The 24,031-nt window shown below is 44.4% G+C and carries 20 protein-coding genes and 1 other RNA gene; 10 read left to right on the top strand and 11 right to left on the bottom strand.

All coding sequences use genetic code 11. The features are described 5' to 3' along the window. The first annotated feature begins 125 nt into the window (after positions 1-125). Positions 126-1,643 (top strand): NAD(P)H-hydrate dehydratase, encoded by a 1,518-nt coding sequence (locus tag G6N79_RS15685; RefSeq protein ID WP_103906145.1) that lies wholly within the window; start codon positions 126-128, stop codon positions 1,641-1,643. 13 nt (positions 1,644-1,656) lie between these two features. Here G6N79_RS15685 and rnhA read toward each other — a convergent pair whose 3' ends face one another. The 3 genes from rnhA to lon form a co-directional block, all read right to left on the bottom strand. After that, the gene (rnhA, locus tag G6N79_RS15680) at positions 1,657-2,163 is read right to left on the bottom strand and encodes a ribonuclease HI (protein ID WP_103906144.1); all 507 of its coding nucleotides are present in this window, start codon (positions 2,161-2,163) and stop codon (positions 1,657-1,659) included. A 60-nt stretch (positions 2,164-2,223) separates the two neighbouring features. Beyond that, positions 2,224-2,670 (bottom strand): FUSC family protein, encoded by a 447-nt coding sequence (locus G6N79_RS15675; RefSeq protein WP_200818781.1) that lies wholly within the window; start codon positions 2,668-2,670, stop codon positions 2,224-2,226. A gap of 252 nt (positions 2,671-2,922) precedes the next feature. Continuing rightward, complete coding sequence (gene lon, locus G6N79_RS15670; RefSeq protein WP_103906142.1) at positions 2,923-5,382, bottom strand: endopeptidase La; 2,460 nt, start codon at positions 5,380-5,382, stop codon at positions 2,923-2,925. 322 nt (positions 5,383-5,704) lie between these two features. Here lon and G6N79_RS15665 point away from each other — a divergent pair, with 322 nt between their 5' ends. Then, positions 5,705-6,376, top strand: coding sequence for a tetratricopeptide repeat protein (locus G6N79_RS15665; protein ID WP_103906141.1), 672 nt, complete (start codon positions 5,705-5,707; stop codon positions 6,374-6,376). Positions 6,377-6,571: 195 nt separating this feature from the next. Here the strand turns inward: G6N79_RS15665 and G6N79_RS15660 are convergent, their stop codons facing one another. Both G6N79_RS15660 and G6N79_RS15655 read right to left on the bottom strand, forming a co-directional pair. After that, positions 6,572-7,111 carry a helix-turn-helix domain-containing protein gene (locus tag G6N79_RS15660; RefSeq protein WP_103906140.1) on the bottom strand — a complete coding sequence of 180 codons (540 nt, stop codon included), beginning with the start codon at positions 7,109-7,111 and terminating at the stop codon, positions 6,572-6,574. Between the two features lie 76 nt (positions 7,112-7,187). After that, positions 7,188-9,218: a M3 family metallopeptidase gene (locus tag G6N79_RS15655; protein ID WP_103906139.1), complete on the bottom strand. Its 2,031-nt coding sequence runs from the start codon at positions 9,216-9,218 to the stop codon at positions 7,188-7,190. Between the two features lie 117 nt (positions 9,219-9,335). Here G6N79_RS15655 and G6N79_RS15650 point away from each other — a divergent pair, with 117 nt between their 5' ends. Next, positions 9,336-9,803 carry a hypothetical protein gene (locus tag G6N79_RS15650; protein ID WP_103906138.1) on the top strand — a complete coding sequence of 156 codons (468 nt, stop codon included), beginning with the start codon at positions 9,336-9,338 and terminating at the stop codon, positions 9,801-9,803. A 231-nt stretch (positions 9,804-10,034) separates the two neighbouring features. Continuing rightward, positions 10,035-10,763 (top strand): slipin family protein, encoded by a 729-nt coding sequence (locus G6N79_RS15645; protein ID WP_103906137.1) that lies wholly within the window; start codon positions 10,035-10,037, stop codon positions 10,761-10,763. A 20-nt stretch (positions 10,764-10,783) separates the two neighbouring features. On the opposite strand, the gene G6N79_RS15640 is transcribed toward G6N79_RS15645, so the two are convergent. Next, positions 10,784-11,899, bottom strand: coding sequence for an MBL fold metallo-hydrolase (locus G6N79_RS15640; protein ID WP_241241721.1), 1,116 nt, complete (start codon positions 11,897-11,899; stop codon positions 10,784-10,786). A gap of 354 nt (positions 11,900-12,253) precedes the next feature. On the opposite strand from G6N79_RS15640, the gene G6N79_RS15635 reads away from it, so the two are divergent. Then, the gene (locus G6N79_RS15635) at positions 12,254-12,499 is read left to right on the top strand and encodes a hypothetical protein (RefSeq protein WP_103906136.1); all 246 of its coding nucleotides are present in this window, start codon (positions 12,254-12,256) and stop codon (positions 12,497-12,499) included. An 81-nt stretch (positions 12,500-12,580) separates the two neighbouring features. On the opposite strand, the gene G6N79_RS15630 is transcribed toward G6N79_RS15635, so the two are convergent. Then, entirely contained in the window at positions 12,581-13,975 is a 1,395-nt protein-coding gene (locus tag G6N79_RS15630; RefSeq protein ID WP_103906135.1) for an arginine decarboxylase, read from the bottom strand. Positions 13,976-14,084: 109 nt separating this feature from the next. Here G6N79_RS15630 and argS point away from each other — a divergent pair, with 109 nt between their 5' ends. From argS to G6N79_RS15615, 3 genes are read left to right on the top strand one after another with little or no spacing between them, the layout of a single operon-like run. Beyond that, on the top strand, positions 14,085-15,866 hold the full coding sequence (argS, locus tag G6N79_RS15625) for an arginine--tRNA ligase (RefSeq protein ID WP_103906134.1): 1,782 nt from the start codon (positions 14,085-14,087) through the stop codon (positions 15,864-15,866). A gap of 2 nt (positions 15,867-15,868) precedes the next feature. Further along, the gene (locus tag G6N79_RS15620) at positions 15,869-16,942 is read left to right on the top strand and encodes a Gfo/Idh/MocA family oxidoreductase (RefSeq protein ID WP_103906133.1); all 1,074 of its coding nucleotides are present in this window, start codon (positions 15,869-15,871) and stop codon (positions 16,940-16,942) included. 2 nt (positions 16,943-16,944) lie between these two features. After that, positions 16,945-18,138 carry a BaiN/RdsA family NAD(P)/FAD-dependent oxidoreductase gene (locus G6N79_RS15615; RefSeq protein ID WP_103906132.1) on the top strand — a complete coding sequence of 398 codons (1,194 nt, stop codon included), beginning with the start codon at positions 16,945-16,947 and terminating at the stop codon, positions 18,136-18,138. A gap of 66 nt (positions 18,139-18,204) precedes the next feature. Here G6N79_RS15615 and G6N79_RS15610 read toward each other — a convergent pair whose 3' ends face one another. Then, positions 18,205-18,609 (bottom strand): hypothetical protein, encoded by a 405-nt coding sequence (locus G6N79_RS15610; RefSeq protein ID WP_103906131.1) that lies wholly within the window; start codon positions 18,607-18,609, stop codon positions 18,205-18,207. Positions 18,610-18,833: 224 nt separating this feature from the next. Beyond that, the gene (locus tag G6N79_RS15605) at positions 18,834-19,256 is read right to left on the bottom strand and encodes a hypothetical protein (RefSeq protein WP_103906130.1); all 423 of its coding nucleotides are present in this window, start codon (positions 19,254-19,256) and stop codon (positions 18,834-18,836) included. Positions 19,257-19,455: 199 nt separating this feature from the next. Here G6N79_RS15605 and rnpB point away from each other — a divergent pair. Both rnpB and G6N79_RS15595 read left to right on the top strand, forming a co-directional pair. Then, an RNA gene (gene rnpB / locus G6N79_RS15600) (RNase P RNA component class A) lies at positions 19,456-19,828 on the top strand. Positions 19,829-19,877: 49 nt separating this feature from the next. Continuing rightward, positions 19,878-21,254, top strand: coding sequence for a sigma-54-dependent transcriptional regulator (locus G6N79_RS15595; RefSeq protein ID WP_103906129.1), 1,377 nt, complete (start codon positions 19,878-19,880; stop codon positions 21,252-21,254). 532 nt (positions 21,255-21,786) lie between these two features. Here G6N79_RS15595 and G6N79_RS15590 read toward each other — a convergent pair. Next, on the bottom strand, positions 21,787-22,968 hold the full coding sequence (locus G6N79_RS15590; RefSeq protein ID WP_103906127.1) for a homoserine dehydrogenase: 1,182 nt from the start codon (positions 22,966-22,968) through the stop codon (positions 21,787-21,789). Then, positions 22,968-24,029 (bottom strand): homoserine O-acetyltransferase family protein, encoded by a 1,062-nt coding sequence (locus tag G6N79_RS15585; RefSeq protein WP_103906126.1) that lies wholly within the window; start codon positions 24,027-24,029, stop codon positions 22,968-22,970. Before G6N79_RS15585 ends, G6N79_RS15590 begins: the two co-directional genes overlap by 1 nt. Between the last annotated feature and the right edge of the window lie 2 nt (positions 24,030-24,031).

Genomic DNA, 24,031 nt, shown 5'->3' with positions numbered 1-24,031 from the left:
AATTAACATAATGATATAAGCCTCCGTAATGGAGGCTTTTTTGTTTTAAAGGATCGGAGGATTTTCTTTTTCTTTTCCATAAAGTAAATATTCCCTTAAATTTATATCAATCAACAGTATGTCCCATGAAAATCCTGAACGGCGCTCAACTTCAACTTATCGATCAGTTAACCATTCAACGGCAGGGCATCAGCTCGTGGGAGCTGATGGAGCGCGCGGCTTTGAAAGCTGTGGAAGCAATGGAAAGTGATTTTGGAGAAGGGCTACAGGAATTGCCCATCGTTATAATCTGTGGAAAAGGTAATAATGGCGGCGATGGTCTGGCCATCGGACGTATTTTGGGCGAACAGGGATATAACGTTGAGGTTAAGTTATTGCACTCGGAAAATTACAGTCCCGACAATCTCATCAATCAACAGAAGTTGGGTGCAAAGGAGATGTTCACGCTTGATGATGATTTGAAATTGCCCGCTTCAGGCTTACTCATCGATTGTCTATTTGGCTCTGGCCTGCATTCGGAGTTGGGTATTTCCTGGGTAAACATTATTCGGCGGATCAATGGATTCGGTGGTCCTGTGGTATCCATCGATATGCCCTCGGGATTGCTGACAGACCGTTTAATCGATTCTGGTGCACCGATGGTGCATGCGGATAAAGTTTATACCTTCCAAGTACCCAAGCTCAATCTGTTGCTCCCGGCATATGGTTATGCGGTAGGAGGATTCACCGTTTTGGATATCGGATTGGATACGCAAGCACTTGACGAGGCCGAAGGTGCATACCATTATACGGTGGCCGAGGATGTGGCAGGTTTGTTACGTCCAAGATCGCGGTTTTCCCATAAGGGAACTTTCGGTCATGCCTGTTTGATCGGTGGCAGCGAAGGAAAGATGGGAGCTGTCGTGATGAGTGCTCGTGCATCACTCCGGTCGGGCTGTGGCCTGTTGACAGCCGTTGTGCCACAGATCGGTCATCCTATTCTACAATCTACAGTTCCGGAAGCGATGCTCTCGGTGGATAGTGGCAAGCTTCAACTGGAAGAATTCTCAAATAATGGCAACTTTCAAGCCTTTGGCGTTGGGATCGGTATGGGAAAGGGGGAATCTACCGTTCGTGGTTTTAGTAAATGGATGCAGGATCTCAAGTCCCAAGCACGCATTATCCTGGACGCTGATGCGCTCAATATCCTTTCGGAACATGCGGATCTGCTAAAATTCCTACCACGACAAACTATTCTAACCCCACATCCCAAAGAATTGCAACGCTTAATCGGCGAATGGTCCGATGATTATGAAAAAATCGAAATGGCGAAAACTTTTGCGAGAGCGCATGGGGTTATCCTGTTGATCAAAGGCGCTCACACAGCCATCATTGACGAAGACGGTTCCTGCTATTTCAATTCTACGGGAAATCCGGGAATGGCAACTGGCGGTAGTGGTGATGTCCTCACGGGGATCATTTGCAGCCTGTTGGCACAGGGATATGTTCCGCTCGAAGCGGCAAAATTAGGGGTATTTATACACGGTTTGACCGCGGATTTGGCAAAGGAAAAGTTCGGTGAAATCAGTATGTTGCCAACTGATCTTATCGATTTCCTACCGATGGCATTTGAAAAGTTAAAACCTCGGAGTTACTTAGCTTAGCGTTGAAGGATCCTTACAGATCCATTCCCTTCTGCATTTCGGCTTCGAATACGGAGTCGATCTTCCAATTGCTCTTGTCCTTTGAGGCTTTAACGGCGAGCTGATCGCATCGCTCATTCAGCGGATGGCCGGCATGCCCCTTGACCCATACCAATTTAATCTGGTGGAGCTTATAGACATTCATCAGCCGCATCCAGAGATCCTTGTTCTTCTTGCCCTGGAAACCCTTGTTGATCCAGCCGTACACCCAACGCTTATCGATAGCATCGATGACATATTTGGAGTCTGAAAAGATCGTGACTTGTTGATTGAGGTTCTTTAAGGCTTCCAAGCCAATGATGACGGCGAGCAGTTCCATTCGGTTATTGGTCGTCTTGCGAAAACCGCCCGAAAATTCCTTCTCTATCAATTTACCCTGAAATTCCGGGTTTGCCCCCTGATAGATAGCACGTAATATAGTTCCGTATCCGCCAGGTCCCGGGTTGCCGCTGGATGCCCCGTCTGTGTAAAGTTCGATCATTGAAACAAAAATAAGGATTTAATTGGATTCTGCCCGAAAAGGGGAGCAAATGGGTAACCGCTAATCCGAAGGGTTGGTGAAGATGTGGTATTTATTGCGCAGGAAATGGATAATGCCCGAGCTAGCAATGACGATTGTTAGACCGATAATACAACCTATACCGGTAGAAAGCGCGCGGTAGATCGGCGTATAGGCCACTTGAGTATGGTGCGGTTCGATCATAATGATCAGCAGCGCCACGATGGCAACACGTGCCATGTTCAGAATTTTGAAGGCCCGACATAGGATAATGGTAATGACGATGCCCGCCATAATGCTGTACACGGATTTGGGCAACAGCCATACGCATCCCATCGCCACAACAGAACCGACGAAATTCGATTTAAATCGCTCGATGGATAGCCGCTTGGAATCCTTTTCCTCCGGTGAAATAACCAGGATAATGGATAATAAAGCCCAGAAAATCTCGAATTGTTTAAAGCGAAGATATAGGAGGTATCCGATCACAAAACCTATCAGACATCTGATAATATAAATCAAAAGGGGAGAGGTGATGACTCTGCTAATAAAACGAGTAGTTTTACTTGTGGGATTCATTGTTGCAAACATACAGTAATTTCAGGAGGGATGGAAATGAAACGGAAGTTTTAAGATTCCCATGACGGGGGAGAAAAGGATGCGCCCAACCAATCCTGAAACATAAAAAAACCTGCACTCCAGAGTGGAGGCAGGTTTTTTAAAATCTATAGTCTAAAGGTCTTAATCTGCGCGATTCAATTCCTTTGCATATTTTACCTTTTCATCCAGAAGCGCTAGTTTCACCACTTCCTTCATGTCGGTCACATAATGGAAGGTTAAGTCCTTCACATAGTCTTCCTTGATTTCCTGGATATCCTTTTGATTGGCTTTGCAAAGGATGATCTCCTTGATGTTTGCCCGTTTGGCTGCAAGGATTTTTTCTTTGATCCCGCCAACCGGTAGCACCTTTCCGCGTAGGGTGATTTCGCCGGTCATGGCCAATTTGGATTTCACTTTCCGCTGGGTGAACAGGGAGGCAAGCGCCGTCAGCATCGTCACACCGGCTGATGGTCCATCCTTCGGGGTAGCACCCGCAGGAACGTGGATATTGACATCCCATTGGTCGAACACCTTGTAGTCGATGCCAAACTCATCCGAGTGGGACCGCAGGTAGGCCATGGCAATGGCAGCAGACTCCTTCATTACATCGCCGAGGTTACCCGTAAGGCTCAATTTTCCCTTACCCGGGCTTAAGCTGGATTCGATAAATAAGATATCACCACCTACAGAAGTCCAAGCAAGTCCAGTTACCACACCAGCAATGTCATTGTTCTCGTAGAGATCCTTGTCAAATATCGGTGCGCCGAGGATGTCCTCAATTTCTTCTGCCGAAAGGTTCGGTGAATAATCCTTCTCCATGACAATGCGCGTTGCAATACCGCGAACCACAGAACCAATCTTTTTCTCCAGACCACGAACCCCCGATTCCCGTGTATACTCTTCAATGATCTTTTCGATCATCTTCGGTTTCAGTGCAATGTCCTTCGCCTGGATGCCGTGCATCTCGCGTTGCTTTGGCAACAGGTGCTTCTTCGCAATTTCTATCTTCTCCTCAATGGTATATCCATTCACCTCGATGATTTCCATACGGTCCAATAATGCAGGCTGAATTCCACTCAGGGAATTGGCCGTTGCGATGAACATCACCTTGGAAAGGTCATATTCCATCTCCACATAATGGTCGTAGAAGTGGGTATTCTGTTCCGGATCCAAAACCTCCAATAGCGCGGAGGAAGGATCACCCTTGAAATCAGATCCCAATTTATCGATCTCATCCAGTACGAATACCGGATTTGACGTGCCTGCCTTTTTCAGGGATTGTATGATACGCCCCGGCATGGCACCGATGTAGGTTTTCCGGTGACCGCGGATTTCCGCTTCATCACGGATACCACCTAACGCCATCCTGGTATATTTTCTACCCAATGCCTTCGCGACGGATTTCCCCAACGACGTCTTTCCGACTCCTGGAGGACCCACCAAACAAAGGATAGGCGCTTTCATGTCGTTCTTCAGCTTCAGTACAGCCAAATACTCCACGATACGTTGTTTAACCTTATCCAAGCCGTAATGGTCTTTGTTCAAGATTTTTTCCGCACGGTTCAGGTCGAAATTGTCCTTGCTGAATTCACCCCATGGCAAATCCAATAGCAACTCCAGGTAATTGAGTTGAACGGAATAGTCCGCCGCAGCAGGATTGATGCGTGCCAACTTCTCCAGTTCTTTCTGGAAATGTTTGCCTACATCTTCTGGCCATTTCTTGGCCTTGCCGCGTTTCTTCAATTCCTCCAGTTCCAAATCCGGCGTGCTGCCGCCAAGTTCTTCCTGGATGGTCTTCAGCTGCTGGCTTAAGAAATAGTCGCGCTGCTGCTTGTCCAGATCAACACGAACCTTATTCTGAATCTGGTTCTTCAGCTCCAGCATCTGGATTTCCGTGGTCAGGTGCTCCAATAACAGCTTTGCCCGCTTGACGAAATCCTTAATCTCCAACAAATCCTGTTTCTGCTCCAGTTCGAGCGACAGGTTGGAGGAAATGAAGTTCACCAAGAAGGTTGGACTTTCGATATTCTTGATCGCAATGCCCGCCTCGCTAGGTAGGTTTGGCGATAATTGGATGATCTGCAGGGCCAACTCCTTAACCGAGGATATCAAAGCCTTGAATTCTTTGCTGCTGGTCTTCGGTTTCTCTTCCGGGAAACGCTCGACCTGCGCGATCAAGTAAGGCTCCGATTGGACAAGCTCCATTAGTCTGATCCGCTGTTTACCTTGGATAATAACTGTAGTATTGCCATCGGGCATCTGCAATATCTTGATGATATGCGCTACGGTTCCCACTTTATTGATCTGCTCAAAAGTAGGATCCTCCACATTCATATCTTTCTGGGAGACCACCGCAATGGTTTTATCGCCCTTGTAGGCATCTTTTACCAGTTTGATGGATTTATCGCGTCCAACAGTAATCGGAATCACTACCCCTGGGAATAAAACCGTATTGCGCAGGGGCAGGATCGGAAGTTGTTCCGGTACCTCCGCATTCTGCATCTCGTCCTCATCTTGTTGGGATAATAAAGGAAAGAATTCGGTTTCTTCGTTTATGATAGGTAATGTTTGATTAAAGTTGAATGAATCAAATTTGCTCATATGTTTTATTTCATGCCGAGAACGACAAGTTGTCAGCGTTGTCGGCTTATTATCTTTAATGTTTATGTTACTTATGATATGCAAGGGAAGTGCCAAGAGTTTTTTTTGGTACATTTTATGCTAATAAGTTAACGTATCTGTTAAATCGTCAGTTATCGAACGGCGTTTGTCACTTTTGACCAAAGAAAGGGACGGTAGTAGACAAAGCGTTGAAATGTGGAAATGTTTATAACTATTCGTTGTTCGGTTAAACTATTTGATGGATTTTTACTCTATACGTGAGAACCACGTACATTATTGGAAAACAACATAAAAATCGGATATGAACTTTAATAAATTAAATACGCAGATGAAATCAGTAAAGATTGGATTAGCTACAGTGGCATTGGCTTTAGCTACGATGGGTGCACAAGCACAGACAAAAGAACAGCACAGTGACCCGAACGTACGCGCCGGTGAGAAAGCATTGTTAGATGGCGATTTTAAAACTGCTGCGAGTCAATTTGAGAAAGCACTTCCTAAAGCAGGTAGTGAACCAGAAGTAGTTTATTTATTGGGTTACTCTCAATTTCAGAACGGCGATTACAAAAAAGCAGTCGCTAACTTCACCAAGGTTATTTCATTAGACCCTAAGAATGTTTCTGCATATTATTACAAAGCGAAAGCGAACAATAACATGGCAGTTAACAAAGATCTAAAATTGAGCAACCAAGAACGTCAAGCTTTATTGACTTCTGCAGTTGCTGACTATACAAAAGCAATCGCTGTAAATGCGAACGATGCTAAATTGTACCAAAACCGTGCAATCGCTTACCGTGACCTAGGTATCCTTACAGGTACTAAAGGAGCTGCAAACTACAACAAAGCTGCAGCTACTGAAGCCTACAACAAAGCGGTAACAGATTACGAGAAAGTGTTGACGTACGATGCTTCCCGTAAAGATATCCAAACAGAAGTAAAGAAAGCTAAAGTTTACAGAGATAACTTGAAGTAGGCTCTAGCCCATAAAAAAAAGGGGGTGTTTTCAAAAAACACCCCCTATTTTTTTATGGGTAGATGTGAGATATGAGATGTGAGATTTGAGACAGTGAGGGGCTTGTTGATCGCACTATAATAACGCTATCATTAATGGGGTACATTTTACACCACCTAAACCCGGCAGGGGTGTAACTATTTCGCTTCTGTTCTTTTAACCTTGATTCAACTGCACATTTTTACGGTATTCCGAAGGTGTCATGCCGGTTATCTTCTTGAATTGATTGCTGAGGTGGGCTACGCTACTGTATTGCAGGCGATCGGCTATTTCAGCCATGCTTTGGTCGTAGGATATGAGCTCCTTCGCTTTTTCGATCTTGAGTTTGATGAGGTATTTCTCGATGTTTTCATCTTGTACCTCCGAAAAGACGCTGCTGAGGTAAGTGTATTCCAGATTGAATCTCTCGGAAAGCCAGGTTGACGTCTTGAGGGGTTGTTCTGTTGGCATATTGATCATTTCCAATAGGGCAACCTTGATCTCTTCCGCAAGCTTCTGTTTTCTGTCCTGCAGGATTTCAAAGCCAATTTCCTGCAATTCCCGATCGAATCGTTGCAGCTCCTCCGGTTGCAGGTCCCTTTCCAAATTTACACTCCCAATGCTGACTTCACTGTAGGGGATATCCATGCGGTCGAGGATCTGTTCGATAGCCATCACGCAACGCGGGCAAACCATATTCTTAATGGGAATCTGCATGGTCAAATGTAGTAAATATTAGCTAGTGAAGTAAATAACAGCCAAGGGATCTGTTGAACCCTTGGCTGCCCATGTTTTAATCCAATAAACCTGCTCGTCTGAGGAGTGGTTCGACGGAAGGTTCCTGTCCCCTGAACGCTTTATAGAGCTCCATCGGATGGACCGTCCCGCCCTTGGATAGAATATTTTCCTTGAATTTCCGTGCGACTTCCGGATTGAATATCCCTTCCTGTTTGAAATAATCGAATGCATCTGCATCCAATACTTCTGCCCATTTATAGGAATAATAGCCGGAGGAATACCCGCCATTGAAGATATGGGAGAAAGATGGGCTCATGGCATTCTCCTGCACATCCGGATAGATCTGGGTAGGCGCGAACTGTTCGTTTTCAAAGGCCTTCAGGTCTTTGATTGCCGATGGGTCCTGGCCATGCCAACCCATATCGAGCATACCGAAGCTGATCTGACGAACGGTGGCCAATCCTTCCAGAAAAGACGCACTTTCCTTGATTTTTTCGACATACTCCATCGGGATAAGCTCCCCGGTTTCGTAGTGCTTGGCGAATAATTTCAGCGCCTCCTCTTCATAGCACCAGTTTTCCATGATCTGGCTTGGCAGCTCCACGAAATCCCAATAAACGGAGGTTCCGGATAAGGTAGGGTAGGTGGTATCTGCAAGCATGCCGTGAAGGGCGTGGCCGAATTCATGGAACAATGTGGTGACCTCATTAAAAGTCAGCAGCGATGGTTTCGTCGGTGTCGGTCTGGAGAAATTACAGACAATGGACACATGAGGACGTTCATTTACACCATGCAGTCGATACTGGGGTTTAAATGACGTCATCCAAGCGCCATTTCGCTTTCCCTTCCGTGGGAAGAAGTCCGCATAAAATATCGCAACCAACCCTCCATGGTCATCACGGACCTCAAAGGTCTGTACTTCGGGATGGTATTTGTCGATGGTGCCCACCTCTTTGAAGTTCAGACCGAACAGGCGGTGCGCAATGTCAAATACACCGTTCAGGACATTGTCCAATTTAAAATACGGTTTTAATTTTTCATCGTCGAGGTTGAAGCGTTGCTGCTTCAATTTTTCGCTGTAGTAACTGCCGTCCCACTTTTCCAGCTGATCCAAGCCGTCAAGTTCTTTGGCAAAAGCCGATAGCTCATCAAATTCACGGAGCGCTGCAGGTTTACCCTTCGCAAGCAGGTCGCCGAGAAATGATTTCACCGTCTCAGGATCTTTGGCCATGCGTTCTTCAAGGATAAAATGTGCGTGGGAAGCATAGCCTAAGATCTGCGCCCGCTGGTGGCGCAGGTTCACGATCTTTAGCACGATATCCGTGTTGTTGTTCTCGTTGTTCTGGTAGGCTTTTTTACCCGCTGCTATCGCCATCTCCCTCCGTAGCGCACGGTTGTCGGCATAGGTCATGAAGGGGATATAGCTCGGGTAGTCCAATGTAAAGATCCAGCCTTCCTTGCCCTCTTCCTTCGCCAGTTCATGCGCCGCCTCGACAATGCCTTCCGGTAATCCCGCAAGGTCTTCCTGCTTCGAGATGTGCAATTGGTAAGCATTGCTGTCGGCCAGCACATGTTCTCCATAATGCAGCTTCAGGACCGATAATTCCTGATCGATTTTCCGCAGTTCCTCTTTTTTGTCCAATGGCAACAATGCGCCATTGCGGACAAAGTCCAGGTAATATTTTGTCAATAGGGTATCCTGCTCCTGTGTCAGTCCAAGTTCCGCTTTCCTGTCGTAAACCGCCTTGATGCGCTCGAACAACTTTTCATTGAGTGTGATGTCACTGCTGAGGTCGGCCAGTTTTGGGGCCACCTCTTGTGCTATTTTCTCCAGTTCGTCGTTCGTCTCCGCGGAATGCAGGTTGAAAAAGATATTGGAGATTCTGTCCAGATGCATGCCCGAAAAAGAAAGGGCTTCAATGCTGTTCTCGAAAGTCGCCGGATCAGGGTTTTCACAAATGGCATCTATTTCCTTTTTGGTATCCGCAATGGCAGCATCAAAAGCAGGAATATAATCTTCGTTCTTGATCTTGGCGAACGGAGAAGTATCGTGTGTGGTATCAAATGATTTTAATAGCATATTCATAGGAGAGTAAAGTTAGGATAATAAATTTGGTACAATTGTGGTTTCGCTATATATTCTAAAGTTTTTACGGTAACATTACGTAGAAATTTAACGTTATATAGCTAAAGAGAATTCGAGATGAGAAAAAAACTAATTCCAGTATTTGCCGTTCCTTTTATTTTGGCAGGAATGATTTCCTGTGGGAATAATGCCGGGGATGGCCAAGCTGCAGGTGGAGACAAGGAAAAGAAGGCATGGACAGCAGCCGAACTTGCTGGGAAGTATAGTTTTGCGCAGGGAAAAGATACCATACTGATGGACTTGAGAAATCAGCAGGATTCATTGATCGGCGAATTGAGCTATAGTTTTGACGAAAAGGATCGCAATAACGGTGAATTCCGCGGGGTGGTTCAGGATTCATTGGTGGTAGGGGAATACCACTTTACCTCGGAGGGCATGAATTCCGTTCGGGAGATCGTTTTCGGCATCGTGCCGGAAGGTCTGGTGGAAGGATTCGGTGATGTGGAAGAGCAGGATTCGCTGATGGTATTCAAGGATAAGAGCACGCTTCGTTTCGATCACGGGATGATCCTGAAGAAGCAATAAGATATAACCGCCAGCTACTGAATTTTTGGGAAGGTCTTGGGCAAGTAGCGTATTGCGGAGCTGGCCTTCCAACTTGAGAATTAAGGTTTCTCTTACAGATGTAAAACAAAAGGTGAAGGACAGGACCTCGGTTCAGTCTGACGAAAGTTTGCAATATGCCGGATACCGCCATCGGCTTAAGGTGTATTCCCTTTCCAGGATACGTCCTTCATCTTTTAAAAAAAGGATTTTATGGGTTTATTCAGTAAAGATATTGTCGTCCCTCCAAATACAGCAGGAGTTGTGTTTAAAGATAGTCAGTTCCAGGAAGTGCTGGGGCCGGGTAAGCATCGTCTTCCCAATTCGGAGAGCTACCTTACAGTGATGCTGCCCCAGGTGTCAAAGATGCTTTTGGTAACCAATCAAGAGGTTCTCTCTAAGGACAATATTGCCTTTCGGTTTTCCTATTTTGTTTTCTACCGCATTGCAGATCCCAAACTCTTTATGGAAAAGGTGAACTTCGATCGGAATGGCTATAATATGATCTATGAAGCCGAACAGAAATTGCAGGCTCTCATTCAGATCGAGATTAGGAATATCCTTTCCGGATTGCAGAGTGAGGAGCTCAACGAACAGCGCAGTTCATTGACCACACTGAGGACCGATCGGATGGATGCTGTTGCTGCCGATCTCGGTTTGGAGCTGTTGGATGTAACCCTACGGGATCTGACGTTTCCCAAGAATATCCAAGACCTTTTTGCCAAGCAGTTGGAAAGTAAGATCAGGTCCAAAACTGACTTGGAGAATGCTCGAACGGTCGTTGCTACAGCCAGAGCGCTGAAGAATGCGGCTGAGATGATGAAGGATGATGAGAATATGCGTTTTATGCATTATCTGGAGACAATCTCCAAGATTGCCGAGAAAGGAAAGCATAGCTTTGTGATCGGCGATCGCGAGTTATGGAAAGGGGATAAATCGTAAACCAATCTATCCCCAATATGTTAATCTATATTTAGCCACCATTCCTTTGTTTCATTTGGTTTATCCAGATAAAACAATTGTCCCATCTCAGGGGTATGGATTGGTAATCCCTTGGCTTTTGCTTCTTTTGTAATCCTGATCATGGGCTCATCCCATGCATGGTTGGCCAATGGGAACTTGGAGTTGTGCACGGGCAGGATGGCTTTGGCGCCAATTTCCTGTCCCACCAACACAGCCTCCTCAGGCATCATGTGGATGTATTGCCAGTTTTCGTTGTATTGTCCGTTCTCTAGGATCGCCAAATCAAATGGGCCATATTCGGCGCCAATTTTCTTGAAATGACTGCCATAACCCGAGTCACCACCCAGGTAAAGCTTCAATGAATCGCCCTGAAGGACAAAAGATGACCACAGACTCGTATTTCGCTTCAGCCACCTTCCTGAAAAGTGTCTCGCCGGCGCCGAGGTAAAGGTCAGGCTGTCCAGTTTTTTCTGTTGACCCCAGTATAACTCGTGGATTTTTTCCGAAGGGTAACCCCAGCGCTCCAGGTGGGCACCTACGCCTTCCCCCGTAATCACTTGCTTCACTTGATCCTTCAGTTTTTTGAAGGTTGGATAATCCAGGTGGTCCCAATGGTCATGGGTAATGACCAATATATCAATTTCTGGCATATCTGCTGCGGTGTAGACATGTTGCATAGGGAATGCCCGTACGCTGCGGGGGATCGGTGATGCATTGCCACTGAAAACCGGATCTACCAATATCCGTTTGCCATCCAGCTGCAGATAATAGGAGGAGTGGCCAAACCAAACCATCACATTCTCCGATAAGGGAATGCGCTTTAGGTCGGTGACCTGTACCGGTAGGGGTTTTGAAGGAACATTGCGCTTATCCTTGCCAAAAAAGAATTGGCTGAATACTTTCACTTGACTCACACCCTCCTTGATGGCAGGCGTAATTTCCAGGTTCTGAAATGCACCTTCCTTGTAGGTCGATTCAGCTTCCATCCGTTTTAAGCGTTCCCCGCTCGCAAGGGCCCCCATTTGTTCCGAACGGATCAGGAGAAAGGCCGCAATGGCAGCAAGGACAATAAGTGCCAGTAATATGGTCATCGTGATTTTAAAAAATTTTTTCATGTTAGTGGAGGGCTAAGATAGGTGTTTGTCTGTAATCTAATTGTCACTATTTAGTGAGTTGTAAATTCCTTTTTATAGGTTCTGAGAGGAGGTTTTGAACATGTGTATCAGTTAGGGAATATTACAGATCGAGTAGACCTCGAAATTGAAGTTATAAAGAAGGTCTTAATGATGCAATATTAAGAAATTATTATTAGTCCTTCTTTCAACATAGACTCATATGAATAGTATTTATTCAATTTTTGGTACAAAATATATCTTTTAGATAAATATTAATATACCGTTAATTTTTAAAATTAATTTTAAAATAATATCATTCTTTTATTTTTGCAGGTTAAATAACGTATTATAATTATGGAAGTGTTAGATCTTGCTCAATCCAATGAAAAGGTAGGTTGTATTTTAAAAATGAATACCCTATTCAAAGATTTTTTAGTTAATGAAGGTAAGTGGTTAGGTGGCGGTTTCGAATCCGTATTTTCTATTCAGAAGGAGCACCGCTTTGGACCTGTTACAGTAGAAGTTAAAAGAGATATCTTTATGATGCTGCCTGGAGAAATAAGAGCACATATTAATCGATTGGGATTGGGAATTGCTTGATTCGAATCGTTCGCATATACGCTGCACTAGGGCAGGGAAAAAGAAAAGGGTTATCAAGCTGTGATAACCCTTTTTATATGTTTAGGATTGATATCCTAGTAGTTTCATGACCTGTTTGGAGTTCTGTTCTTCTCCAAATACCTCATAGTTGAAGGTTTCATCCCTGTTCCTTCGAACCAATACATGCTTCGGAGATGGCAATAAACAGTGGTGAATACCGCCGTAACCGCTCAATACTTCCTGATAAGCACCGGTATGGAAGAACCCAAGATATTGCACCTTGCGCGTTTTTGGCATGAACACGGAGTTCATGTGTGCCTCTTGGTTGTAATAATCCTGACCGTCACAGGTGATACCGCCCAAGTTCACGCGTTCATATTCGGAATCCCAATTGTTGATCGGCAACAGGATATACTTCTGGTTCAATGCCCACACGTCCGGTAGGTTTGTGATGAAGGAACCATCCAACATCAACCATTTCTCACGGTCGTTCTGTTGCTTTCTGCCCAAAACTTTGTAAAGGATACCGGAAGCCTCAGCTACGGTATATTTCCCGAATTCCGTAATGATATCCGGTTCTACAACTTCATGGTGCGCACAGATTTGCTTGATACGGTTAACGATTTCATTGACCATGTATTCATAATCGAAATCATGAACTAAGGAATCCTTGAATGGCATACCGCCACCAATATCCAATGTATCCAGATCCGGGTTTATCTTCTTGAATTTACAATAAAGCGTTACGTATTTCTCCAGCTCATTCCAGTAATACGGGGTATCGGAAATACCCGAATTGATGAAGAAATGCAGAAGTTTCACTTTAAAATGCGGATTGTCAACAATCTTGGAATTGTAAAAGTCGATCACATCCTCCATACGGATACCCAGACGGGAAGTATAGAACTGTGAATCGGGCTGCTCCTCCGCAGCGATACGGATACCCAAGTTGCAAGGCTCGTTAAGCTCAACCTCATCATCATACATGTTGAACTCCTCCTTGTTATCCAATACCGGGATAATGTTATGGAATCCATCATGCAGCATGTCCACGATATACTGTTTATATTGGTAGGTCTTAAAACCATTACAGATCACTGTAATGTCTTTTGTAACCTTACCCTGTCTTTCCAAAGCATCGATCATTGGCATGTCGAATGCGGAAGAAGTTTCCAAGTGTATATCGTTCTTCAAGGCCTCTTCCACAATGTGCTTGAAATGTGAGGATTTGGTACAATAACAGTATTTGTAAGTTCCGCGGTAGTTGTATTTCAACATGGCCGTTTGAAACAGGATCTTTGCCTGTTGGATCTTTTTACTGATTATTGGGAGATATGTAAAACGTAGGGGAGTACCGTACGTTTCTATCATTTCCATCAAATTCAAATCGTGGAAGTACAGTTCGTCATCGATGATATCGAATCCGTCCTGCGGAAAACCAACACTTAAGTCAAGAAATTCCTGATAGCTCTGCATTTTTTAGTATTTTTGGCAAAGATATGCTTTCGTGATGAATACCTGAATAATCTGAGCGTTATTTTTTGAATTCATTATCAGAAAGTTAAGAATATTACGAAATATTTACATGGCAAAATCAATCCAAGAGCTACTTATTGAGAAGACTGTTGAAGCAGTTCACGTTTTATACGGTTCGGAAATCCCCGCATCCCAAATTTCCTTCCAAGAGACAAGAAAAGAATTTGAAGGTCAGATCACCATCGTTGTATTCCCGGTGACACGTTTCTCCAAGAAATCACCTGAAGTCACAGGAAATGAGATCGGTACCTACCTGCAGGAGCAAATCGCTGACATTGCGGCGTTCAATGTCATCAAAGGATTCCTGAATTTGAGCCTCTCTGATAGCTACTGGATTTCCCTATTGAATGAAACCATTGTCAACGAGCAATTTGGTGTCTATGAAAAGAACGGTAAAAAGTTGATGGTGGAATATTCATCACCCAATACCAATAAACCTTTGCACCTTGGTCACATTCGTAACAACCTGTTGGGCTATTCCGTTGCCGAAATCTTAAAAGCATACGGCTATGACGTTATCAAAGCCAACTTGGTGAACGACCGCGGTATCCATATCTGTAAGTCCATGTTGGCTTGGCAGAAGTATGGCAATGGAGAAACCCCAGCATCCTCCGGGTTGAAAGGCGATCACTTGGTGGGTAAATACTATGTGGTATTCGATAAGGAGTATAAAAAAGAGATTGATGCTTTGAAGCAGGAAGGGCAGACTGAAGAGGAAGCCAAAAAGAATGCGCCATTAATCAAAGAAGCGCAGACCATGCTGCAACAATGGGAAGCTGGCGACGAAGCAGTGATCGACCTGTGGAAAACCATGAACGGCTGGGTTTATGCCGGTTTCGAAAAAACATACAAGCAATTGGGTGTTGATTTCGATAAATTCTATTATGAATCTGAAACTTACCTGTTGGGTAAGGATATTATACAGGAAGGTCTTGAAAAAGGGGTTTTCTTCAAAAAAGAGGATAATTCCGTTTGGATCGACCTGACCGATGAAGGTCTTGACGAGAAACTTGTCCTGCGCGGTGATGGTACTTCGGTGTATATCACGCAGGATCTTGGTACCGCCCAATTGAAATACGATGAATTCCAAATGGATGAATCCATCTATGTGGTCGGTAATGAGCAGGATTATCACTTTAAGGTTCTTTTTGCCATCTTGAAGAAGTTGGGTAAATCGTGGGCGGATGGACTTTATCACCTTTCCTATGGAATGGTTGACCTTCCTTCCGGAAAAATGAAATCCAGGGAAGGTACCGTCGTAGATGCGGATGACCTGATGGCCGAGATGGTGGAAACCGCCAAAGAGCGAACCGAGGAGCTTGGGAAAACTGCTGATTTCGCGGAAGAGGATAAACAAGTGCTCTACCAAACGATTGGTATGGGCGCACTGAAATACTTCCTATTGAAGGTCGACCCTAAAAAAAGGTTGTTGTTCGATCCGAACGAATCGGTAGACTTTCAAGGACATACAGGACCTTTTGTGCAATATACACATGCGCGGATCAAATCGGTTCTTCGCAAAGCGGACTACAGCAGCATACAGGCCGTACAACCGGCAAGCCTTTCGGTGTATGAGCGCGACCTCATCCAAGCGTTGGGTAATTTCCCGGCTGTGATCGAGGTGGCAGCGCGCGAGTTCAGTCCGGCCCAGTTGGCGAACTATGCTTATGAGCTTGCCAAACTCTATAACAAATTTTACCATGAGGAAAGCATCTTGAAAGCTGAAGATGAGGGTGTGAAAGCTTTCCGTTTGGATCTGTCGGCCGCAGCGGCTAAAGTTATTGCGAAAAGCATGAACCTGCTGGGTATTGACGTTCCAGAAAGAATGTAAACATGAAGAAATTTAAAGTTGGTTTGATCGGATTTTCCATTGGGGGCCATGTATTCCATGCGCCTTTCATCCATGAGAATCCCGATTTTATCTTGTATAAAGTCTCCGCACGTAAGCCTGAGCAGCAACAGATGCTGGCAGCGCGTTATCCGGAGGCACTGGGCGTACAGACAGCCGATGATATCATCCATGATCCTGAAGTGGATCTCGTGGTGGTCGCTACTTCCAATGATGTGCATTTCAGCTTGGCTAAGACCGCTTTGGAAGCGGGCAAGCATGTCGTGGTGGAAAAACCGTTTACCAATTACAGCCATGAAGCTGATGAGCTTATTGCGCTGGCAAAAGAGAAAGGGCTCCTGTTGTCGGTCCACCACAATGCCAGATTCCATTCGGATTTCAAGACCGTGAAAAAAGTTATTGAATCCGGCCGCTTGGGTCGAGTCGTTAATTTTGAAGGACGTTATGATCGATTCCGCAATTTCTTGCGCGAAGGTGCATGGCGGGAAGAGAACCTGCCTGGATCGGGGATCCATTACGACCTCGGTGCGCACCTCATCGACCAAGCACTACAGATCTTCGGTAAACCTGATGCTGTATATGCTGACCTACGTGTGGAACGAGATGGCGCAAAAGCCATTGATAATTTTGAATTTATACTGTCCTATCCCGGCGTAAAGGTTTCTTTGAAGGGACAGATGCTCGCAAAATTAGCAACCGCTCGGTATGCCGTATATGGTACGAATGGATGCTTTGTGAAATGGGGCGTCGATCCTCAAGAAGCCTTGTTGCGCGAAGGTACTGCTCCCGGGCAAGTTGCCGAATGGGGAAAGGAACTGCCTGAATATGCTGGTACCCTCGCCATTCTGGAAAATGGAGTGGACGTGGAAGAGCGCATCCCTAGTGAAGTGGGGTCAGGGCAGGATTTCTATAAGAATATTGCCGCCGCATTGAAAGGGGAGGCAGAGGTGTTTGTCAAACCTGAGCAGGCACGCGATGTCATCCGTATTTTGGAGCTCGCTGAGCAGTCCTGGAAAGAACAACGCGCGATATCCCTGAAGGGAGAACTTATTTCTTAAAGATGGCATACGATGCAATCATAATTGGGGGAGGTGCCTGCGGTCTAATGTGCGCCGTACAGGCGGGCCTGCTGGGCAAAAAGACACTCCTAATCGAACGCAACGATAAACCCGGTGCCAAAATTCTGATCTCGGGAGGTGGACGCTGTAACTACACGAATCTTTATACAACTGTAGATAATTTCGTTTCCGAAAACCCGAAATTCCTCAATGCCGTTTTTTCTCAGTGGACCGTAGACGATACGGTGCAATTCTTTGAGAACTTCGGTTCCATAAAAGGGCAGGAAAAAACTTTGGGACAGTTGTTCCCAACGACCAATAAAGCAAAGGATATCGTTGCTGTCTTTACCAAGTTAATGTATGAAACAGGGCAGGATATCTGGCTGGATACGGAAGTTACCAATGTGGAAGAAGATGGGGGAGGTTTTGTCATAAGTTTCACCAAATCGGGAAAGAATGGAAAGATCAGCAGTCCGAAAGTGGTTCTGGCGACGGGAGGTCTTCCGGTAGCCAAATTAGGCGCCTCAGATTTTGCTCTTCGGATGGCTCGGAAATTTGGACTTCAGGTTGTCGATACGGCACCCGCACTCGTGCCTCTGACCATTACGGGTAAGGATGCCGACTGGTATGCTTCCCTAGCGGGTAACAGCGTATATTCAAGGGTATATAATGAGCAGATATCTTTCGAGGAGAACATTCTTTTCACCCACTGGGGCCTGAGTGGGCCGGCGATTTTACAGATTTCTTCCTATTGGAAGCCCGGCCAATCCTTTACCATTGATCTCTTGCCGAAGTTCAGATTGGAAGAACTGATCAAACAGGAGCGCGAATTCGGGGGCAAGCGGTTGGTATCTCAACTGCTCAATGATTTTTTCACCAAGAAGATGGTGGACGCGTTGGGCGCATTTCTTCCATTGCAGACCAAAATTGCCTCACTCAGTAAAGCAGATGCGAAATTAATAATCGAACGCATCCATAAATTCCAGGTTAAGCCAGCAGGTGATAAAGGATATGACAAGGCGGAAGTAATGCGTGGTGGAGTATCAACTACAGAATTGCTTACTAAGACGTTGGCGGCGAAAAAAGTCCCTGGCCTTTATTTTGGTGGCGAAGCAGTGGATATTACTGGCTGGTTGGGAGGCTATAATTTCCAATGGGCATGGGCTGCAGGCTATGCTATTGCACAGGATATTTAAAAAAGGTCGCTATCGGAATGATAACGACCTAAATTATATGTAAAAGCAAGGAGAATTCTTAATACCTTAGAATTTATAGACTATGGTTGCTAAGTCCTTAGCATCTTTGGTTGTTGGGCTTTCCTTCTTAACACTCTTATTGTCTACAAGAATCTCAAGATTTACTTTTCCTGGCTTATCCAATTTTGCTTTCAATGTCACTTCGGTATTCTTCGGTGGAGTGGCACGACGGACTTTAATTTCGGCAGGTAATTTAAGGTCTTTAGAGATTGAGGAGTCACGGCCATTTGCGCCAGAAACGATAACCGATTCTAATTTGGCATCCTTAATTTCCGTTGAGATTTTGTAAGTAATGTTGATGGCTTTAGGTTTGACAGGTTTCGTCCCTCCGTTGTCATCGCCGCATGATGAAAATAAAAGAACTGGTGCTAAAGCTGCTAAGCCAATAATTGATTTTAGTAAAGTTTTCATTTCGTTTAAATTTTAGTTTTAATTATTTAATAAATTATATTGTATCGACTGGTGTTTGTGGTTTAACGAAACATATTGCCGCTTTGCTACATGTGAATTGTCTATTTTGATTATTTAATTTATTTTTAATAAATAAATAGTTTTCTAAATCAAAAAAAGCCATGTCAATACGACATGGCTTTGGTTTCAACATTGGGTAAGAACGAAAAACTAATCTCTTCAGATTATTTTGCTAATTTATGGTTGTACTTGATCTCATCCTTCGCTGCATCCTTGATCTCCAATGTCTGCTTGTTTACAGATTTTCCGTCGATCATCAGTTCAAAGTTTAATTTCGCTGGCTTGTCAGCTTTTAGTTTTACATAAAATTCAGCCCCTTTTTTAGGTTGCACAGCCTTCATTTTTGCTTCTAGTGGCAACTTCGGGTTATTAAGGACAGAATCCTTACCTTTTGTATTGGCAACAATCAATGAGGTTAACTTCAAATCTTTCGTGTCGGAACTCACTTTGTAAGCGATTTCAACCACTTTTGGTTTTTTTGGAGTTGGTTTGGGTCCATCATTGGGCTTTTTACAAGATGATGCAAATAGAACAGATCCAATAGCGATAGTCGCTATACATGTGCGTAGTAATGTTTTTGTTTTCATTTTGACTTAATAATTGTAATTTTTAGTGTTAATAATACTTTTATGTGTTTTAATTTTAAATCATAACGAAATGTATTTCATTATTGCTACATTAATTAAAAATAAATTTTAATTGCTGTGTAAATTTTGCTGCTTGCTGTTTTGTTGTTGGAACGTTGATTGCATTGCTGTTAAAATTTTGTAATTTTGTGTTTTTAAGAAGCAAACCTGTTCTATCGCTGCATTCTTTATGGAATGAAGAGGAAAGTCCGGGCAACACAGAGCGATACGCTTCCTAACGGGAAGGCTGCACCATTCCGGTGCAGACAGCAAGTGCCACAGAGAATATACCGCCTTTCGGGGTAAGGGTGAAAACGTGAGGTAAGAGCTCACGGGCTTGCATGGTGACATGTATTTCGGTAAACCTCGTATGTTGAAAGACCAAATAGGTTGCAAGATCAGAAAGCTGCTCGTTTTCTGCCTTCGGGCAATTGCAATGGGTAGGTTGATGGAGTTTGTGCGCAAGTGCAAACCTAGATAAATGATAGAAGTCCTTCGGGATACAGAACCCGGCTTATAAGGTTTGCTTTTTTAAAAATAAATGACAACATTAGCTAAAGCCTATAAAACATTGGTTTATATATGACAACAGTATTAATAATTGATGATGAACGCCCCATCCGTAGTTCGTTACGCGATATTTTAGAATATGAAGATTATAAAGTATTAGACGTCGATAACGGAGAAGATGGGTTAAAAATATTACAGAAAGAAAAGATCGATCTTGTCCTTTGCGATATCAAAATGAACAAGATGGACGGTATGGAGGTCCTGACTGCCGCGAAGGAGTTTACGGATATTCCATTTATCATGATCTCCGGACACGGAACCATTGAGACGGCCGTTGAAGCAGCCCGTAAAGGTGCATTCGACTTTTTGGAGAAACCCCTGGATCTGAACCGACTCCTTATCACCGTGCGCAATGCCCTGGAAAAAGGATCCTTAGTTAAGGAAACCAAGGTGCTGAAACGCCGGATTTCCAAAACAAAGGAAATCTTGGGTGATTCATCAGGAATCTCCTTGATCAAGGATACCATCGATAAAGTCGCACCTACCGAAGCACGTGTGCTGATTACCGGAGCAAACGGTGCAGGTAAGGAACTTGTAGCACGTTGGTTGCATGAGAAATCAAGCAGATCAGGATCCACCTTAGTGGAAGTAAACTGTGCGGCTATTCCTTCGGAATTGATCGAATCGGAATTGTTCGGCCATGAAAAAGGATCTTTTACATCCGCTGTGAAACAACGGATCGGTAAATTTGAGCAAGCCAATAACGGTACGCTATTCTTGGATGAGATCGGTGATATGAGCCTTTCCGCCCAAGCAAAGGTGTTGCGTGCGTTGCAGGAAAACAAAATTACCCGCGTTGGGGGAGAGAAGGAAATCGATGTCAATGTGCGCGTGATTGCGGCAACGAACAAAGATCTATTGAAAGAGATTGAGGATGGTAACTTCCGTATGGACTTGTACCACCGCCTTAGCGTAATCCTTATCCATGTGCCTTCCTTAGCTGAGCGTAAGGATGATATTCCTACGTTGGCCAATGCGTTCTGTGAAGAAATCTGCGCGGAATACAGTATCCCTGTAAAAGCTTTTACACCCGATGCGATGAAGGCTTTGCAACATCTGCCATGGACGGGTAATATCCGTGAACTGCGCAACATGATCGAGCGTTTGATCATCCTTTGTGATAAAAAGATCACGGAAGATGATGTGTTGACCTTTGCCAATCCGGGAGGTCCTGCTACGGCAACATCACTTACCGGAAGTACAGAGCCTGGATTTGATATGGAGCAATTTACCTCGTTCCAAGATTTTAAAGATTACTCCGAATGTGAGTTCATCAAATATAAGTTGGAGAAGAACAATTGGAATGTATCCAAAACAGCTGATGACTTGGATATCCAACGAAGTCACTTATACAGTAAGATCGAGAAGTTCGGTCTGAAGAGAGATTAATAGCAAAAAGAAAGGCCTGATTTTATCAGGCCTTTCTTTTTGTATACTTGTGTTTAATCGTTAAACTTTCTTTTCTGTCTACTGTACAGCATAAATGCCGCTACAGATAAAATTACAAAACCAATGATTAAATACGGCAATGCAGACCCCTCATTCGTGTTAGCTGCGGTTGCGTCCTCAGCGAACAAACCGAAAGATACTGCATTTAGTAATACTAACACATTCCACTTTCTCATAACAAATTTGATTTTTAAGTTTATTAAAATTCGATACTAGGAATATAACCCTAATATTTGTTTTATACAAACTTTTTAACAATAAATAAACCAATTTTATACGCATTACCGATTTGTAATAGGTTCTTTACATTGCTGTGATCAAAATAGCGCGTTTGAAGAAAAAAGTATGAGATTGTTCTAGTCTGAAAAAAATAAACACCCCTGATCAAGTTGGTGATAAGATATAGCTACTGGTGATAGCTTCTCTTATTTTGCAACCTGCAGGGGTGTTGAGAATATAATTTAAAATGGAATTACAAGATTTCCGCCAGGAAGTTTCCGTCCTGATGGATAAGATCACGCTTGTCAATGATTTCCTGAAGATTGATCGTACCGATCACATATTTGTGGTCATCACTGTAGAAGCGTTCCGAGATGCTGCTGAATTGGATGTTTTCCAATACGTCTTCATCTTCATATCTGAAATACACCTTAAAGGTGTAATCTGTTGAATAGGTCACCTGCTGGCTTTCCAGGTGCTTCTTATATTCGTATTTATAATCGTAGCGAAGGGCCGTGATATCGGAAAGTACAGCAGATCCGGTTGGATGGCCGCCGGCACCCTTGCCCAGGAAGAATTGCTCATCCGCAAAGGCCGCTTTTACCAATACACCATTGTACTCATTTTCAACATTCGCCAAGATGTGATCCTTGCCGATAAATTTAGGAAGGACATATAGTACCACGCGGTGGTTCTCGATTTCCTTCGCCAAAGGGATCAATTTGATCTTAAAGTTCTTCTCGCGCGCATAACGGATATCCGCATTGCCCAATTTGTCGATACCGAGGTTCAATATCTCATCTGGGTTGATATAAATGCCATAAGCATGGGAAGCTACGATGGCCAGTTTGAATTTCGGATCGAATCCACCCACGTCCAACGTTGGATCAGTTTCGGCAAAACCTAGATCCTGAGCTTTCTTCAATGCGACATCATAGTTCTGGTTCTCGTTGAAGATCTTGGAAAGGATATAGTTGGAAGAACCGTTGAAAATGCCGCTTACCGAATGCAGGAGTTCGTTATCGTAGTATTCCTCCAGGTTACGGATGATCGGAATACTGCCGCATACCGCACCTTCGTACAATAGGGATGTACCGTGTTGGTTCTGGATGTTGATGAGCTCCTCCAGGTGCGTCGCAATCATTTTCTTGTTCGCGGAAACCACATTCTTGCCGGAAGTCAGTGCTCGCTTAGTGATCTCAAATGCCGCTTCGGCATCGTCAATAAGTTCCACAACGGTATTGATTTCTGGATCGTCCAGAATCGCGTTGGGATCCGTGGTGAACAGCTCTGCAGGGAGTGTCCTTTTCTTGTCGGCATTCTTAATGACAAATTTCTTTATTTCCAGGTTGAGGTTCTTTGTTTTTATGATATCGTATAAACCTTGTCCCACCACACCAAATCCAAACATCCCGATGGTAAGTTTCTTACTCATTATTGCTTTATTAAATTTAATTGATTTTCTGTGCTTGTGTTATGTCTTTCCAGGAAGTCCCCGATCACGCCGGTCAATGTCTTCGTTTCGATCAGGAAGCCATCATGTCCAAAGAAAGAGTGGAGTTCGTAGTATTCCGCATTTGGAATATGCTGTGCGATGAATTCCTGTTCCTGCGGCGGGAACAGTACATCCGAAGGGATGCCGACCACCAAGGTGTTAATCCCCTTGATGTTTGCAAGTACCTGCTCCACCTGGCCTCTCCCGCGGCCCAGGTGATGGCTATCCATCGCTTTGGTCAAGTACCAATAGCTGAACGCATTGAAACGCTTCACCAGTTTATCCCCTTGATAGGACTGGTAGGAGGATGCCTTGTAAGCATCCGTTTTCTCCGGATCCGATTCTACCTGCGTCGTCCCGTAGGCATTGTACGTCCGGTAGGAAAGCAAGGCCATACTGCGGGCCGCTTTCAATCCATTTTGCCCCCCGTCAGCTCTTTTCTCCTGAAAGGAGGCATCAGCTGCAATAGCTAACCGTTGGCTTTCGTTGAATGCAATCCCCCATGGCGAAAAGAAAGCATTCGTGCCGATAGCAATTAGATTATGGATTTTTATCGTGTTGGCGGCTGCCCATTCCAAGGATTGCTGGCCCCCAAGGGAACCTCCAATTAGCGTGTTGATGGAAGTTACGCCCAAATGATCTGCCAATAGCTGGTGTGCCGCAACAATATCGCGGATGGTAAAGGCCGGAAAGTCCAAATAATAAGGGGTGTTCGTCTCCGGATTGACCGACAATGGATTGGTTGTTCCGTAATGGGAACCCAGGACATTGGCGCAGACTATAAAATAGTCCTTATCGTTGAAGAGTTCACCCTCACCAAAAAGTCCCGGCCACCAATCGAAGACATCCGAATTGGCTGTCAATGCGTGGCAGACCCATATCACATTGGATTTATCGGCGTTCATTTCACCATAGGAGTGGTAGGCAATCTGCAGCTGGGGCAGCGTCTTGCCATTTTCCAGGGTGAATTCACCGGCATATTCAAAAGTTTTTGCACTCATTC

The organism is Sphingobacterium lactis (genome assembly GCF_011046555.1).
Classification (GTDB): domain Bacteria; phylum Bacteroidota; class Bacteroidia; order Sphingobacteriales; family Sphingobacteriaceae; genus Sphingobacterium; species Sphingobacterium lactis.
The sequence above is the reverse complement of the archived record's forward strand: the minus strand, read 5'-3'. Positions and strand labels throughout refer to the sequence as shown.